Annotated in this window: 11 protein-coding genes and 2 pseudogenes; 5 read left to right on the forward strand and 8 right to left on the reverse strand. The window is 64.1% G+C overall.

Annotated features, from left to right (window positions below; genetic code table 11):
• Window positions 1-15 precede the first annotated feature (15 nt).
• Window positions 16-1,302, reverse strand: a complete 1,287-nt coding sequence (locus ACFLEY_RS29565) for an O-antigen ligase family protein (RefSeq protein ID WP_011086150.1) — start codon at window positions 1,300-1,302, stop codon at window positions 16-18.
• Window positions 1,303-1,524: 222 nt separating this feature from the next.
• Between ACFLEY_RS29565 and ACFLEY_RS29570 the strand changes: the two genes are divergently transcribed.
• A complete protein-coding gene (locus ACFLEY_RS29570; protein ID WP_011086149.1) occupies window positions 1,525-2,661 on the forward strand; it encodes a GNAT family N-acetyltransferase in 1,137 nt (378 codons plus the stop codon).
• 30 nt (window positions 2,662-2,691) lie between these two features.
• Here the strand turns inward: ACFLEY_RS29570 and ACFLEY_RS29575 are convergent, their stop codons facing one another.
• The gene (locus ACFLEY_RS29575; protein ID WP_060913018.1) at window positions 2,692-3,915 is read right to left on the reverse strand and encodes an NAD(P)/FAD-dependent oxidoreductase; all 1,224 of its coding nucleotides are present in this window, start codon (window positions 3,913-3,915) and stop codon (window positions 2,692-2,694) included.
• A 433-nt stretch (window positions 3,916-4,348) separates the two neighbouring features.
• Here ACFLEY_RS29575 and ACFLEY_RS29580 point away from each other — a divergent pair, with 433 nt between their 5' ends.
• The gene (locus ACFLEY_RS29580) at window positions 4,349-5,695 is read left to right on the forward strand and encodes a lipopolysaccharide biosynthesis protein (protein WP_060911351.1); all 1,347 of its coding nucleotides are present in this window, start codon (window positions 4,349-4,351) and stop codon (window positions 5,693-5,695) included.
• Window positions 5,696-5,702: 7 nt separating this feature from the next.
• On the opposite strand, the gene ACFLEY_RS29585 is transcribed toward ACFLEY_RS29580, so the two are convergent.
• Complete coding sequence (locus tag ACFLEY_RS29585) at window positions 5,703-7,799, reverse strand: GumC family protein (protein ID WP_060911350.1); 2,097 nt, start codon at window positions 7,797-7,799, stop codon at window positions 5,703-5,705.
• Between the two features lie 278 nt (window positions 7,800-8,077).
• Between ACFLEY_RS29585 and ACFLEY_RS29590 the strand changes: the two genes are divergently transcribed.
• From ACFLEY_RS29590 to ACFLEY_RS29600, 3 genes are all read left to right on the forward strand, one after another.
• Window positions 8,078-9,268 carry a glycosyltransferase family 4 protein gene (locus ACFLEY_RS29590; RefSeq protein WP_060911349.1) on the forward strand — a complete coding sequence of 397 codons (1,191 nt, stop codon included), beginning with the start codon at window positions 8,078-8,080 and terminating at the stop codon, window positions 9,266-9,268.
• 29 nt (window positions 9,269-9,297) lie between these two features.
• Window positions 9,298-10,833 (forward strand): hypothetical protein, encoded by a 1,536-nt coding sequence (locus ACFLEY_RS29595; protein WP_396604273.1) that lies wholly within the window; start codon window positions 9,298-9,300, stop codon window positions 10,831-10,833.
• A 123-nt stretch (window positions 10,834-10,956) separates the two neighbouring features.
• On the forward strand, window positions 10,957-11,817 hold the full coding sequence (locus ACFLEY_RS29600) for an alpha/beta hydrolase (RefSeq protein WP_060911347.1): 861 nt from the start codon (window positions 10,957-10,959) through the stop codon (window positions 11,815-11,817).
• Window positions 11,818-11,923: 106 nt separating this feature from the next.
• On the opposite strand, the gene ACFLEY_RS29605 is transcribed toward ACFLEY_RS29600, so the two are convergent.
• From ACFLEY_RS29605 to ACFLEY_RS29625, 5 genes and pseudogenes are all read right to left on the reverse strand, one after another.
• Window positions 11,924-12,274: a Rieske (2Fe-2S) protein gene (locus ACFLEY_RS29605; RefSeq protein WP_309142058.1), complete on the reverse strand. Its 351-nt coding sequence runs from the start codon at window positions 12,272-12,274 to the stop codon at window positions 11,924-11,926.
• Window positions 12,267-12,971: an ABC transporter ATP-binding protein gene (locus tag ACFLEY_RS29610; protein WP_028172051.1), complete on the reverse strand. Its 705-nt coding sequence runs from the start codon at window positions 12,969-12,971 to the stop codon at window positions 12,267-12,269. Before ACFLEY_RS29610 ends, ACFLEY_RS29605 begins: the two co-directional genes overlap by 8 nt.
• Window positions 12,964-13,746, reverse strand: a complete 783-nt coding sequence (locus tag ACFLEY_RS29615; protein ID WP_060911346.1) for an ABC transporter ATP-binding protein — start codon at window positions 13,744-13,746, stop codon at window positions 12,964-12,966. The genes ACFLEY_RS29610 and ACFLEY_RS29615 overlap by 8 nt, the downstream gene beginning before the upstream one ends.
• A pseudogene (locus ACFLEY_RS29620) lies at window positions 13,746-14,519 on the reverse strand (branched-chain amino acid ABC transporter permease); the annotation flags it as partial. The gene ACFLEY_RS29615 and the pseudogene ACFLEY_RS29620, both read right to left, overlap by 1 nt.
• Window positions 14,509-14,976: pseudogene (locus ACFLEY_RS29625) on the reverse strand (ABC transporter substrate-binding protein); the annotation flags it as partial. The pseudogenes ACFLEY_RS29620 and ACFLEY_RS29625, both read right to left, overlap by 11 nt.
• Window positions 14,977-14,991 lie beyond the last annotated feature (15 nt).

The following is a 14,991-nucleotide window of genomic DNA, read 5'->3' on the forward strand; positions in this document are numbered from 1 at the left end:
TTCCATTCGTTGAGACTAGAGATCGGTCTGCGGCACAGGCCTGCACGTCGCGAAGAAGAACGCCACCAGCAGCACCGACGTGAACATCGTCGAACGAAGGAACGTCGTCTCGGTAAAATTGGTCTGAAAGCTGAGAACGGCAAATCCGATGATCAGCGCGCAGTGCGACCGGTCGATCGCGCGGGCCGAAATCAGATGGAGAACCTTGCTCGAAAACAGCAGGACGCTCGCGGCGAAGAGCGTGTAGCCGAGAAACCCCGTCTCCATCAGGATCGCGATATAGCCGCTGTGATAATTGTCGAGCACCCAGCCATGGTTCTGCTCGAAATAGTCGTAGATCGACGGGATCGTCCAGAAGCCGTTGATCCCGAAGCCGAGCAGCGGCGCGTCATCGAAATGGCTGATGGCGTAATGCCAGATGAACGTCCGCTCGGTCAAATCGACGGACGCGTCGCCGACATGGATCGCGTCATACCCCGTCGCGTAAAAATAGAAGATCAGCGCGCCGGCCAGCAAACACATGACGAACGGCAGGACCGCATAGAGTCTCATGCAGATGACCGACCACATCGAGGTCAACAGCAATGCGCATGCGGCCAGGGCAACGGCACCGGCGCCCCGCGATTCCGACGCGAGGACACATGTGGACGCCAGAACGAAGGTCAGGAGGAAAGCCGGCCACCCCTGCCCCTTCATCTTCAGATAGCAGGCGAAGAACATCAGATACGCGCCGACGAAACCGAGGGTCTGCTTCGATTCATAGACGCCTTGCCATTGACCGTTATGCATCCAGCTGTGGTCTATCCCGATATCGGGTACGGCGAGCGCAACGAAGGCCGACGCGGCGACCAATATGAAAAGGCCCAACGCCGTGGCCCTGACAACCTCGTCCATGTCGATGCGCGTGATGAGACAGAAGGCACCGAAGGTCGTCATCGCGAGCGCCAGGCTCTTCATGATCGCGGCGGCATTCAGGCTGGTCCAGAACACGGAGATGACGGCGAAGGCGTAGAATGCGACCAGCACGATCAGATCGGGATTGAACTGCAAACGCAGGGGCGGACGCACGAATGCGCTGGCGTAGATCAGGACGCCCCACATCAGGACCGCGACAGCCTGCTGCAGATAGGTCAGCTCCGCCGGCAACAGCCCGGTGTTGAAGGTGCCCATCGACGCGACGACGTTGATGGTGATCGAACAGCCAATCGCGGCCCTGGCAATCTTCTCAACGCCAACGCTGCGCGTCTTCCAGATCGCGCTCCCGGGAGCCCCGGAGTCCACCTCGGTCTGTAGGCTGGCCATGATTGACCTTCCTTAAACGCGGTTAATTATTTGCTAGCGCGGCCAGGTCTCCACATCGCAGCCTCCGCGGCCGCGAAGCCTTAAGACTTCGGTAACGATACGAACCCGGCTCAGTCCATTTGATGCAAATCGTACCACCTCGGTATCTCGACCGTCACTCCCCTGCTATAAGCCCTCAGCTCGATCGAGCACTCCCGAATTCCCTGGCCTCCCTGGTTACGCATGAACACGCCCGGCAACACGTTCGATATCGCCGTCGAGCCGGCATTCGACTTCCTGTCGGCGGACTATGCAGAGCTGTTCGACCACTCGGCCGCCACCGCGTTCCAGCATCCGCTCTGGCTGCACAGCCTCTACAGCAGGCTCGCGTCTCATGCGGGAGCAACCCCTCTGGTTGTCGTGGTTCGCTACCGCGCGACGCGCGCCCTTGCGATGGTGCTGCCCCTGCTCCGGATCCGGCGCGGTCCGATACGGACCGTCGAATTCGCAGATCTCCGCGTCTCCGACTATCTGGCGCCGGTTTGCAGTCCGACGGTGTTTTCCGAACTGCTTGGGGATGCGGAGGCATGCGCCCGGATTCGCCGCCTCGTTCGCCCTTTCGACCTGCTCCGAATGACCAAGCTGCCGGACGGGCGGCTGCCGATCGAGAGCCTTCTGGCCGCGCCCCGCCGCGTCGCGATGGACACCAATGCCTACGCGACCGTTCTCGTCGCCCCATTCGAGCAATGGCGGGCCAGTGCGATGGATCGTTCCTATCAGAAGGAGCTCGCAAAGAAGTATCGGCAGCTCCAGAAGAAGGGCGCGCTGAGCTTCTCGTGCTGCAGCGACGGCGCTGCCGTCCTCGAGGCGCTGGACGTAATGAGAAAATTTCGCGGTCCGCGGTTCCAGGCGCAGGGCGACGGAGACCTACTCCAGCGCCCCGCATATTACGACTTCTATTCCGACGTCGCGGTCCGCGGTCTCGGTTCCCTTGCGCGGCTCTATGCCATGAAGATGGATGGCGAGGTGATCGCCGCCGTGCTCGGCTTGCACCACCGCGATAGCTTCCTCGTCATCATGAGTGCCTTCGACATTGCCGGATACAAGAGCCAGTCGCTGGGCGCGCTGATGTTCGAGCAGGTGGCGAAGGACTGCATCGAGCGCGGAGATCAGATGCTCGACTTCACCATTGGCGACGAGCCATACAAGAAATTGTTCGGCGCGCAGGCCTCGCCGATGTGGGCGGTCACGCAGGCCGGCAGCACCACAGGCGCGATATCCCTGTTCGCACTGAAGCAGGCGCCCTGGCTCAAACTTGCCGCGAAGCGAATTTCGGAGGTCAGGCTCTCGCCGACCCGCACCTCGACGCCAACGCGCTGACCGGCGCGAGGCGCTGGCGGGTTTCAGCCCTCAGGCGCGCAGCGCGCTGCGGACCTGCGCGAGCCAGCCCGGCCGCATCTGATCGACCCGATGGGTAATGCTCCGCCGCAGGAAGTGCAGCCGTCGCCGCACGTCCCAGCTGATATCGTCGCGGGACGTCAGCGCCTGGCGGAAGCGCGCCATCTTCAGTGACTGCTGGTCCGCGGCGATCTTGTCGCGATCGGAATAGAACTCCGATATCTTCTCCTTGCCCATGCCTTCGGTCGCAAGCCACCGCGGTGCATATTCGGTGCAGAGACGCTCGACGTCCACCAGCAGGCGGGCGACGCCCGTTCCGGCGGCGGGACAGTTGGTCTGAAACGCATCGCCGATCAGCACGACGCCGGGCTGGAGATGTCCTTCGACGACGGACAGATCCATCACCCAGTTCTGTACCCGATCCGTCACGCGAAAATCGCCGAGATAGGGCTGCAATCCCGGCAGCAGCCGCAGGACTGTCGCCTCCGTGTCGCGACGCAGATCACGCATGACCGGATCGGTCGGGTCGCGGAACATGAAGAGATTGGCCCGCATGCCGGCGGGTACCGGAAACAGGCTGAGATAATCGACGCCGTCGGAGGTGCGCTCGCCGTAACAGGTCAGCGCCTTGAAATCGAACGGCGTGCCGTCACGGCGCACGATCGTGAAGCCGAACGAGACCGAGTGGCCTGCGGCCAGCACGCGCCGCCTGATGCCCAGCTTGTAGCCGAGGGCTCCGGCCATGCCCGTCGCCAGAACGACAAGACGCGCATTGAGGCGGCGCCCGGAGGCGAGCTCGATATGCTGGATGTCGTCGCTACAGGTGACTGCGGTGACCTCGTCGACGATCAGACTGGACGGATCGGGTATCTGGCCACGCGCCATGGCAACGAGACCGGCATAGGGAAGCCCGTAAGCCTGGCCGACGCTGACATCGACCACCTTGCCTTCCCGGACATTGAGCACCTGATCGTATGGACAAGCGACGCTCGCGAGGCCGCGGATGAAGCCCAGCCTGCGGAACATCTCCAGCTGATGGCCGCCGATCTTTTCGACCCGAAACTCGTCCGGATAGACCGCCCGCTTGTCCACCAGCGCGACGCGATGCCCTGCCCGCGCAAGGACAGCAGCCGCGAGCGAACCTGCAAGGCCACCTCCGACAATCGCGACGTCCGCAACGATCGTCGTGGTCGCAGCTGCGGCGATCGGTTCGGTCACGGTGCTATCCGCCGTCATGATCCAGGCTCCCACGGTTAACGGTGGTTCCATTTGCAATTATCCCGCCTGATGTCGCATCGCAGGACCGAACGCGATCATTTCCGTCGATCGAGGTTAACGAACCGAAGACTCGATCTGGCCGGACGATGTTTCGGCACGCGTCTTGCTCCGGATGTTCGACAAGAACCGGTCTTCGGCAACGCCACGGCGGAACGCATGGCTGCTTCTCGTCAGAGCGACATCACGCCGCTTTTCGACGAAGCCGGCCTGCGCTCTAACTGGGACAGCCGGAGCGAAGGTGTCCCACCGTGACGCAGCGGATGTTTCGCCGACATCGGCCGCAACCAACAAGACTCCAGAGGCCCCATTAACACTCGCGGTTTTTCACCATGCTAGGCTGTCACCGCCATCGCAGCGCGTATCTCCAGGGGAAAGTCGTCCCTCAACGTCCATGATCGAATCCATCGTCCAGTTCCTGCGGCGCGACGTGACGCGCGGCGTTGTCGGGACCATCCTCCTCAAGGTTGGCAGCGGCGCGCTTGCGTTTGCGTTGTTCTCGCTGGCGGCGCGAACGATGTCGCCTGATGGATTCGGCATCTTTGCGACCTGGCTTTCCGTTGCCCAGATCGCAGCGGTCGTGGGGCTGGTCGGCCAGGAGTCGCTTCTGGTGCGATTTTTGAACGAGTATCAGGTCGAAGACAGGCCCGACCTCACCAAAGGCGTCCTCCTGTCGAGCTTCAAGATGACCTCCGTCGCGATGCTGATCGCGATCGCCGCGGTCGCGTTGGCCGCGAGCTTGAGGGGCGATTGGTGGCTGCTGATCCTTGCTCTCTCGGCCTACACGGCGGTGAATGCCGGACTGATGCTCGGCAGCCAGATCGCCCGCTCGCTGGTCAGCATTCTCATGGGCGAAGGAAACCGGGAGCTCTTCTGGCGGGTCATCGTCGTCCTGTTTCTGCTTGCCATGTTGTTCGGCCATCGGCAGCTCGATCCCGCCGAGTTGTTCGCCGTGATGACGATCGCCATGTCGGTGGGCCTTGTCGCGCAGGTCATTGCCATTGCGCGAGCCCTGCCGGACTTGCGCAGCACAGCGGCGCGTTACGAGACCTCTCGCTGGAGAGCCAGCGCGCTTCATTTCTGGGTCGCGTCCATCCTGGAAGCGGCCAACCAGTATTTCGACGTCATCCTGGTCTACTGGATGCTGGATCCGGCGACCGCTGGAATCTATTTCGCCGCCTCGCGCCTGGCCAACATCTTCGCCATGCTGTCGGCGGCGCTGTACAGTTTCGGGGCGCGCCGGCTTCCTTCGCTGTACTTCAGCAAGAACCACCAGGAGTTCGGGCGAACGTTGCGGCTCATGGCGGAAGTGACCGCACTTTGCGTGGCCAGCGGACTTCTCCTGATCTGGATCGGCGGCCCCCATCTTCTCAACCTGTTCGGGCCTCATTTCGCCGCACAGCACTGGGTCCTGATCGTGCTCGCGATCGGCACGGCTTTCCAGGCGGCGGGCGGTCCATCCGCGGCGATCCTGCAGCTGACCGGCCATGAGCGCATCTATGTCCCCGTCGTCGCGGCGAATGTCGCACTGCGGCTGGTCGGATTTCTCGTCCTGATTCCCTGGCTCGGCGTGCTTGGCGCGGCGATCTCGGCGACCGTGTCGCTGGCGTTCGCGACCATCGCGCTCAACATCCTCTGTCGCCGGCGAACCGGAGTCGACCCTTCAATTCTCGTGCTTCTGCGCTTCTCGGCATCGAAACGCGGCGCCTTTGCGGTCCGCGGTGCCGACTCCTGCGATTAGGCGTCGATCAACCGGCCAGGCCCAACACTTCGCCCCGACGACGCGCCGCCGACGGATCGGGCGGGACACGATTGATGACGAGCCCGGTCGGCACGCTGCCAAAGCGGGACAGCGCCGCCATTGCCCTGCGCATTGCAGCGGAATCGACCGCGTCTTCGCAAGCGACCAGGACGACCAGATCGGCGTGAGCGGCGAGCGCCGCCGCCTCCGGCTGCAAGGCCAGCGAGGTGGCGTGGACGACGATCAGATCGAACTCCGAACGAATGTCATCCGCGGGCGACGCCTCGAGCCGTTTGCCGGCGCCCAGAAGCGCGTCGACGCTGCGAAAGTCCGCCGTGGTCATGCCGTCCGCCTGCTCCTTGACGAGGCTAACCGCGGCACCACCGAGGTCCGGCTCGACCCGGATCAGGACGCTCAACTTCCCCTTGTTCACCGCCCACCGGTTCAGCGACCGCGCGACCGTATTGCCGCCGGCCCGCTTGCCGACCGACATCACGAGCGCGACCTTGCCCCGGGCTCCCGGCAATTTCTCCAGCCGGTCGAGCAGCGGGCGCAAATGCGGACCGAGATCGAGCGCAGCCGTCGCGGAGACCGGACCTTGCCAGATGTTTCTGGGCACATCGCCCGGCAGCAGGTCGGGAATGCGGGCCCACACGGGCGGGCGTGGCCACGACGCGGGCTGGCGCGGAGCCGGATCGGGGGCACGAACGTCTTCGACGGGCTTGTCCGATCGGCGTCCCGTAGCGGCAACGACCGCCGTCGATGTCAGCAGCGAGCCGATCGCGAGCGCGGCAAGCAGCAAGGGCAGCGGCGGAAGGGTCGAGCGAAGCGGCGGAATGGCGGACGACGCAATCTTGGTCTGGGAGCTCTGCAGGAGACGCTGCTCGTTCGTCGTCTTCGAGCGCGACAGGAATTGTTCGTAGATGTTTCTGTTCGCCTCGGCGTCGCGCTGCAACTCCTGGAGCCTGACCAGAGCCTGACCGTCGACCAGGAGCTGCGATTCAGCCGCCTTCATCTGGCCTTCGAGGGCCTTCTGCTGTTCGCGCTGGGCCTCGTACTCCGACTTTGCGGTGTCGATGCTCTTGGCCCGCTCGACCTCGATCTGCCTGTTGAGATCGTTCAGCTGGCTGTAGGACATGACGAGGTCGGGATGGCGATCGCCGAACACCGCGCGCTTCTGCGCGATTTGATCATTGAGCGCCGACCGCTGCGCGCGCAGCGCGCTCAGGAGATCCTGCTTGGCAGGACCCTCGACATTCGCCTTCACGTCGCGCTGCGCCTGCTCGTAGCGGGCTTTGGCCTCTTCGGTCCGGGCGCGCGCGGCGGCGACCTGCTGCGACAGCTCGGTCACGCGCAATTGCTGGGTCGTGGAATCCTTGCCGGCGTTGACGATCCTGTGCTCGAGCTTGAACGTGGCCACGGCGTCCTCTGACGCCCTCAACCGGTCGTTCAATGTCTTCAGCCGGCCACTGAGCCAGTCGGCCGCCTCGTCGGTCGCATCGGTGCGGTTGCGACTCTGGCTCGCGACGAACGCCTCGGCTATCGCGTTCGCATAATAAGCCGCCCGCTCCGGCCGGTTCGAGGTGAAGCGGATGGCGATGACGTAAGTGAGCCCGCGGCGGGAAATGTCGAGACGGTTGCGGAACCTCTCGAGCAGGCGCGCGGGGTCGGTATGTCCCCCGGAAATGTCCTCGTCATCCCGAATCTTGAGCTGCTCGATCAGCGGCTTGAGAAAGCCGTCGGACTTCGCCACTTCGACCAGGCTTTGCAGCGCGGCGCTATCCTGCCCTATGCCTGGCAGAACGTCCTGATCCGCGGTCACGCGTTGTTCGCGGGGATCGACGACGACCAGCGCGGTCGCCGCAAATCGAACCGGGATCACCAGCAGAACGATGACGCCGAGGGCGAAGATCGCAAGAGCGAGCGCCAGGATACGGCGAGCATTGTCCCGAATGAAGGAGAGCGCGCCTGCGGCAGTGAGCACACTGCCAAGGCGGGCTGCGGCTCCGCCAGCCTCACCGTTCGACGCATCTTGAGTCTGCCACGACGCGGAGACACCGGTCGATCCGGAACTTGTCGGGTCTGCGCGGCGACCGAACGTCATGGACTTTACTCGGATTCAACTGGCAAGCACTGTTCAGTGGCCTGCGCCACCGTAAATATCTATGGTTAATCCGCGGTTACCCGCCTCCGCGCGAAGATGAACAATTGGTTAACGCGCTCGCTTCGCTCCGTCCGCAAACCGCTGCCATTCTCCTGTGAACGATGCTGTTCCGGCGGACAGGGCATTAACTCCGTTTGTTGCTAGCCGGTGTCCGCGCGACGCTCGCATGATAGGTACGGCGTTAAGAAGGTGAACGTTTCATTAGCGGGTCGGGATCCGTGCTGCATTACCAGCCAGGCGCAGAACTGGGCGAGGCACCGAAGCTGCCGTCGACCGCGGCAGCACTCGCAAGTCGGGGCAGCGGCCGACGAAAGCCGCACGTGCTTCTCGTCCAGACGCAAGCCGAGAATGCGGGCGCCCAGGAGATTTCCAGGCTGCTCGGCGCCGGCCTGACCGCGCGCGGCTATCGGGTCACCAATCTGTTCTTCTTCCGCAAATCGGATTCCTTCGACGAGCCTCCCGATACGCTCTACTGCGCATCGCGCCGGCCGGGACACCCGCTGGCCCTGCTGCAAATGCTGTGGACGCTCGGCCGTCATATCAGAACCACCAGGCCCGACGCCGTTCTGACCTTTCAGCATTTCGGCAACGTCATCGGCGCGGGCGTGTCTCGCCTCGTCTGCCGCGCGCCCGTCGTCGCCAATCAGGTATCGTCCGCACTGTCGATGAGCTGGCCGGTCCGCACGGCCGACATCGTCATGGGCAGCCTCGGCTTCTTCGACCGCATCACGCTGAACTCGCTGGACATGCAGCGCGAATATTCGCGCTACCCTGCGGCCTACCGGTCGCGCATGGTGCATGTCCCGCACGGCTTCGACGACAAGGCCCTCACCCTGCCGAAGGAAGCTGCGCGACAGAAGTTCAATCTTCCGCCGGACCGCATATTGCTTGGCTGCGCAGCCAGGCTGCACCCGCACAAGCGGCTCGATGCAGCGATACGCCTGCTGCCGGATCAACCGTCCTGGCATCTCGCACTGGCCGGCCAGGGTGCCGACGAGGTTCGGCTAAGGCAGCTGGCGGATGATTTGAAAGTCTCGGACAGACTGCATCTGCTCGGGGAAATCACCCCGCGCCAGATGGCCGACTTTCTCGCCTGCCTGGACGTGTTCGTATTTCCGACACAAGCCGAGACTTTCGGCCTCGCCGCGGTCGAAGCCGCAAACGCCGGCGTTCCCTCCGTCGTCACCGATCTTCCCGTCCTGCGCGAGGTGCTGTCCTTCGAAGGCAAACCGACAGCACTGTTCGTGGATGCCTCCGATCATGCGAAGCTGTCGGCCGCCGTCTCGAAACTCCTGACCGACCAAACCCTGCGCGACGAACTGCGACAAAACGCCAAAGGCCTGAGGTTGCGGTATTCGGTGGATTCCATGGTTGAGGAATATGTTCGAATTCTCGGCCAAGTCATTTGACCTGATCCGCTGGAATAGATTGGCTCGACATGATCATCGAGTTTCGCTGTGAACGTGAGCATGCGCGGCGGTGGATGCACCGCGAGACGCTGTCGATCGACGGGCGGGACGTTCCGGTCCAGATCGCCTGGACGGCGACGGCGGAGTCACGGCCTGCGGGTCTCGACGCGCTGTTCGCGCTCGAACGCATGGTGTTGCACAAGGGCAAACCCGGCGGTGCCGACGGGCTGAAGATCATTCCCGAGCGGACGCAGGCTCGCACCGGCACGGCCGACGTGATCGTCGATTTCACAGGCGGCGCGCGCGATCGGGACTGCTCGGCTTCGCTGTATCTGCGCCCGCTGTTCAACGGAACTGCAGGAGAAAACGCCGCGCTCGCCGCCATTCTTGCCGGCGACATGCCGGTGATCGACATCGTCAACGAGATCGACGGCGCCGTCCTCGATCGCGGCCACCCGTCGGGAGAAACTGCAGCCGGCCTGAGCGGCGCGCTCGAAACGGTCATGGCGCGAACCCTGACCATGGTGGCGGCAATCCTGTCGGGACGGCCGCGCATTCTGCCACAGCTGTCGCGTCCTGCCGGCGCCACGAACCGACGTGGACCTGTTGGCTACGTCGTGCGCGGCCTTGCCGTCTCGATCGCCAAGGAGATCTATCGCCTCTGCTGCTACGCCCCGCATTGGCATATCGGATGGCGCTTCAATGACGGCGCAGGCGTCTGGCAGACCGGAGATCTCTCCGGGCCCCGCTGGAACGTTCTGGGAGATCCCGGAAACCACTTCTACGCCGATCCCTTTCCCGTCACCTGGCGTGGACGAACGTTCGTCTTTTTTGAAGATCTCGATCACCGGGTCGGCAAGGGAATCATTTCAGCGATCGAGTTCGGTGACACCGGGCCAGTCGGCGACGTCATGCCCGTGCTGGAAGAGCCCTGGCACCTGTCCTATCCGTTCCTGATCGAGGACGACGGCGAGTTGTGGATGATCCCGGAGAGCTCGATCAACGGGGACGTCGACCTCTACAAATGCGTTCGGTTTCCGGACCAATGGGAGCGGCATGCGACGCTGCTTTCGGGCCTGGAGCTCGCCGACGCGACGATCACACGGCACAACGGCCTGAACTATCTGTTTGGCGCCTGGCGCGACGGAGCCGGCGGCTATTCGGATTCGCTTGCGATCTACTACGCCGACCACCTGCTCGGCCCCTGGCTGCCTCATGCCAGCAACCCGGTCCTGATCGATCGCGCGAGTACGCGACCGGCCGGGAATTTCGTCACCATCAACGAAAGACTGTGGCGCCCGGTCCAGAATTGTGCCGACGGATACGGCGCGGCGCTCGCCCTGGCGGGGGTCATCGAACTGTCGCCCACGACATTCAAGCAGATCGTCCGCCACTCCCTGAAGCCGGGACCCGCATGGCCCGGCCGAAAGCTGCACACCCTGAACCGCTGCGGCCGGCTGGAGGTGATCGACGGATCGCGTGTTCAGCCGAAGACGAGCGCCTTTGCGCGTCAATTTCCGTCGCCGGCTTTGCCGCCCCGGACCCGTCCCTCCACAGCCAGTTGAAACAAGTTCCGCGAACGGCGCATCCCTCGTCTGAGCACGAGCGATCTGCAATTCGAGCGGGATTCGTGGCAGACAGGAGCGAGCGACGCCGGTCATTGCCACGACCGGCCGCTCGGAGACTCCATGGTCAACAACACAAGCTCGACGCATCGGCCGTTCGATCCCCGCAGCAAATGGGCCGAACTGTCCCAGGCGGAACGCAGCGCCGCCTATGACAACAATGCGGCGGTCAAGAACAGCCCTGCCCTGATCGCGGAGCGCAACGAAGCTTCCAGCCGGCTGCGCGGTACGCTGAAGTCCCATCTCGATTTGCGTTACGGCGAGCGGGCGAATAACAAGCTCGATCTCTACCCCGCCGCAAAGCCCGATGCGCCCTGCCTGGTGTTCGTGCATGGCGGCTATTGGCAGCGCAATTCGCGCGAGCTGTTCGCCATGCTGGTCGAAGGCGTTGCCGCACATGGCTGGTCAGTTGCGATTCCCGGCTATTCGCTGGCGCCCGAGGTGTCCCTCACCGACATCGTCGCCGAAATCCCGCGCGCGCTCGACTGGCTCGCCGCGCATGGCGCATCCTATGGCATCGGCGGGCCGGTCGTGCTGTCGGGCTGGTCCGCCGGCGCCCATCTCGTGGCGATGGCGCTGGACCATCCGCGTGTCCATGCGGGGCTTGCGATATCAGGCGTCTACGATCTGGCGCCGATCCGCGATACCGGCCTCAACAGCGCGCTGAAGCTGACGGACGAAGAAATCGCCAAGCTCTCGCCGCTTCGCCTGCCCGTGACACAGAAGCGGCTCGACATCGCCTATGGCAGCAACGAACTCCCCGCCCTGGTGCTGGATTCAATCAACCTTCATGAGAAGCGTGCGGCCGCGCAGGCGCCCGGCAAGCTCATTCCGGTCGCAGGCGCCGACCATTTCACCATCCTCGAGGCGCTGCGTCGGCCGGACGGCGCTCTGGTGGAGGCTGCACGCCGGTTGCTGGACTAAAAACGCGAAAACAACCCCATGCACAGTAGAACGCCGTTGTTTCCAAAGGCAAAATCTACGACGCGGATCGTTTTGACTCGTCGGGCAAAACAGGGGCATGATGCCATCATCGCCCCGATCGCCGCTCAGGCTCTTCAACCCAGATTTGCTCTCCCGTGACCTTGACCGGATAGAGCCGCAATGGCGGACTTGGCCAGCCCGCTGTAATCGCCCCGTCGCGCAAATCGAATGATGCGACATGGCGCGGGCACTGCAGCCGCCCCGCTGTCACCTGTCCAAGACCAAGATCGGCCTGTTCGTGGGGGCAGGCACGGTCGCACGCGACGACATCGCCCTCGCTCCAGATCACAAGCATATCGCGCCCGGCAACGCGGACGATCGTCTCTGCCTTCAGGCGACCGAGGTCACAGACCGGAATCCATCCGGGCTCGTCCGAACGGACAACCGGATCAACCACCGAGATAGGCCTTCCGCACATGCTCGTTCTCGATCAGCTCGGTGCCGGCTCCGGACAGAACGATGCGGCCGTTCTCGAGCAGATAGGCGTGGTCGCACATCTCGAGCGCGGCGAACGCGTTCTGCTCGACCAGCAGTACCGTGGTGCCGGCATCGCGAATGCCACGGATGATCGCAAAGGTGCGCTCGACGATGTTGGGGGCAAGGCCGAGCGAAGGCTCGTCGAACATGATCAGCCGCGGCCGCGACATCAGCGCACGCCCGATCGCGAGCATCTGCTGCTCGCCACCGGACAGCGTGCCCGCCGCCTGCCGGCGCCGCTCGGCGAGCCGCGGAAATTCCGTATAGATGCGATCGCGATCGGCCGCGATCTCGCCTGAACCACGACGGAGGTAAGCCCCCATGTCGAGGTTTTCCTCGACGCTCATGTGCGGAAACACGCGCCGCCCTTCCGGACAATGCGCGATCCCGCTCGCCAGCACGCGCGGGGGCCTCGCCCCGGTGATGTCGATGCCCTCGAACCGCATTTGGCCTGCGCGCGGCGGCACGAGGCCGGAAATCGCGCGCAGCGTCGTGCTCTTGCCGGCACCGTTGGCCCCGATCAACGCGACGAGTTGCCCGGCCTTCACGTCGAGCGAGATGCCGCGCAGCGCGGTGACGCCGCCATAGCCGCACACCATGTCGCGGATCTCAAGCACGCGCCGCTCCATGTCCGAGATAGGCCTCGATCACGGCGGGATCGTTGCGGATCACGTCCGGCGCTCCCTCGGCGATGATGCGGCCGTAGTTGAGCACCACGATGCGGTCCGAGACGGTCATCACCATCGGCATGTCGTGCTCGACCAGAAGGATCGTGATGCCGCGACCGCGGATGTCGCGAATGAGCTCGACGAACCGGTGGGTTTCCGAGGCATTCATGCCCGAGACGGGTTCGTCGAGCAGCAGCATCGAGGGTTCCGCCGCGAGCGCCAGCGCAACGCCGACCAGGCGCTGCTCGCCGTAGGAGAGCGAGCCGGCCGCATCGTGGGCACGGCGTTCGAGACCGACCCATTCGATCAGCTCGCTTGCCCGCTGCCGCAGCCTGCGCTCCGAGGCGCGCGCGCCCGGCAGCCCGAGGATGGCGTCGAGCAGCCGGACCCGGCCCTGACGATGCAGGCCGATCAGGAGATTGTCGTACACGGTGTCATTGGGAAACACGCTGGTGCGCTGGAAGGTCCGGATCAGACCGAGGTCCGCGATCTGATGCGGCTTCAACCCGGTAAGCGTCGTGCCCTGATAGGTGACACGGCCTGCGCTCGGCGTCAGAAAACCGGTCATGACGTTGAAGGCCGTAGTCTTGCCGGCGCCGTTCGGTCCGATCAGGCTGACGATCTCGCCCTCGCCCACGGTGAAACTCATGTCGGAGATCGCGACGAGCCCGCCGAAACGGACCGCGACCTGCTCGATCGTCATGGCAACGCTGCGTGCCGTCATCACGCCCGCTCCTTGACGGCGGTTTCAGTGAGCGCCACCGGCGCCAGCGCCGTCGTGCCGCTCCGTCTCCGGCGAAATCGCTGCGCGAGCGACGGCACGATGCCGCGCGGCAGCACGAACAGGATGGCGATCAGCACGCCGCCATAGGCGATCCACTGCGCCTCCGGCGCCATCACCGGACGCAGCGCGACCGGCAGCAGCCCGAAGATCAGACCGCCGACGACGGGCCCCGCCAGCGAGCCCTTGCCGCCGCTGATGACCATGATCACCATGGTGACGGTGTTGATGAAGGCAAACACTTCAGGATCGATGATCCGGATATAGTGCGCATAGAGGCTGCCGGCGGCGCCAGCGATCGCGGCGGAAATCACCGCCGCCAGCGTCAGCGTCTTGGTCACGTCGATGCCGACGGAGACCGCCAGCGTCTCATTCTCCATCAATCCGCGCATGGCGCGGCCGAAATGGGAATGAACGAGACGCGTGATCAGAAGATAGGCGGTGAGAGCCACGACCAGCACGAGATAGTAGTTCTGCATCTTGGTGCGCAGCGTCAGCTCACCGAAGCCGGGCAACGGCAGTGCGATGGAGGGAATATTGGTCAGCGCCAGCGGGCCTTGCGTCAGTTCGACCCAGTTCAACGCGACCAGCCGGACGACTTCGGCGAAGGAGATCGTGACAATGACGAAATAGGCGCCGCGAACGCGGAACGAGAGCAGTCCGACGAAATAACCGCACAGCCCGGCAACCAGGATCGCGAGCACGAAGCCCGCGATGGTCCGCGGCCTCGACCGCCGAGGGCGGCGAGATGCGGAAGATGAAGGGATTTCCGGTCGTCGTGATCTTGCCCGAGGACGAGGTCTCCACCACCATCGGCGTCTCGTATTCCATCAGCTTCGGCATCACCGCGAGCGTCAGGCTCGAGCCCCAGGCGCCCATCAGCACCGGCACCTTGTCGCTGGTGATGAGCTTCTCCGCGACGGCGGCGGCTTCCGTCGGGTTGCTCTTGTTGTCCTCGATCACCAGTTCGATCTTCTTGCCCAAAATGCCGCCCTTGGCGTTGATCTCGTCGGCGGCGATCTTGGCGCCGTTGACGACGTAGGTGCCGGAGGCCGCGAAGGCGCCGGTAAGAGGCTCGTTGACGCCGATCTTGATGGTCTGCGCCCCTGCCGCGCCGCCGAACAAGGCCGTCGCCAGCGCGATTGTCCGAACCAGTCCGAGTGCTCGTTTCATGTTGTCTCTCCAAAT

The sequence above is a fragment of the Bradyrhizobium sp. YCK136 genome, assembly GCF_044570075.1.
GTDB classification, from domain to species: domain Bacteria; phylum Pseudomonadota; class Alphaproteobacteria; order Rhizobiales; family Xanthobacteraceae; genus Bradyrhizobium; species Bradyrhizobium diazoefficiens.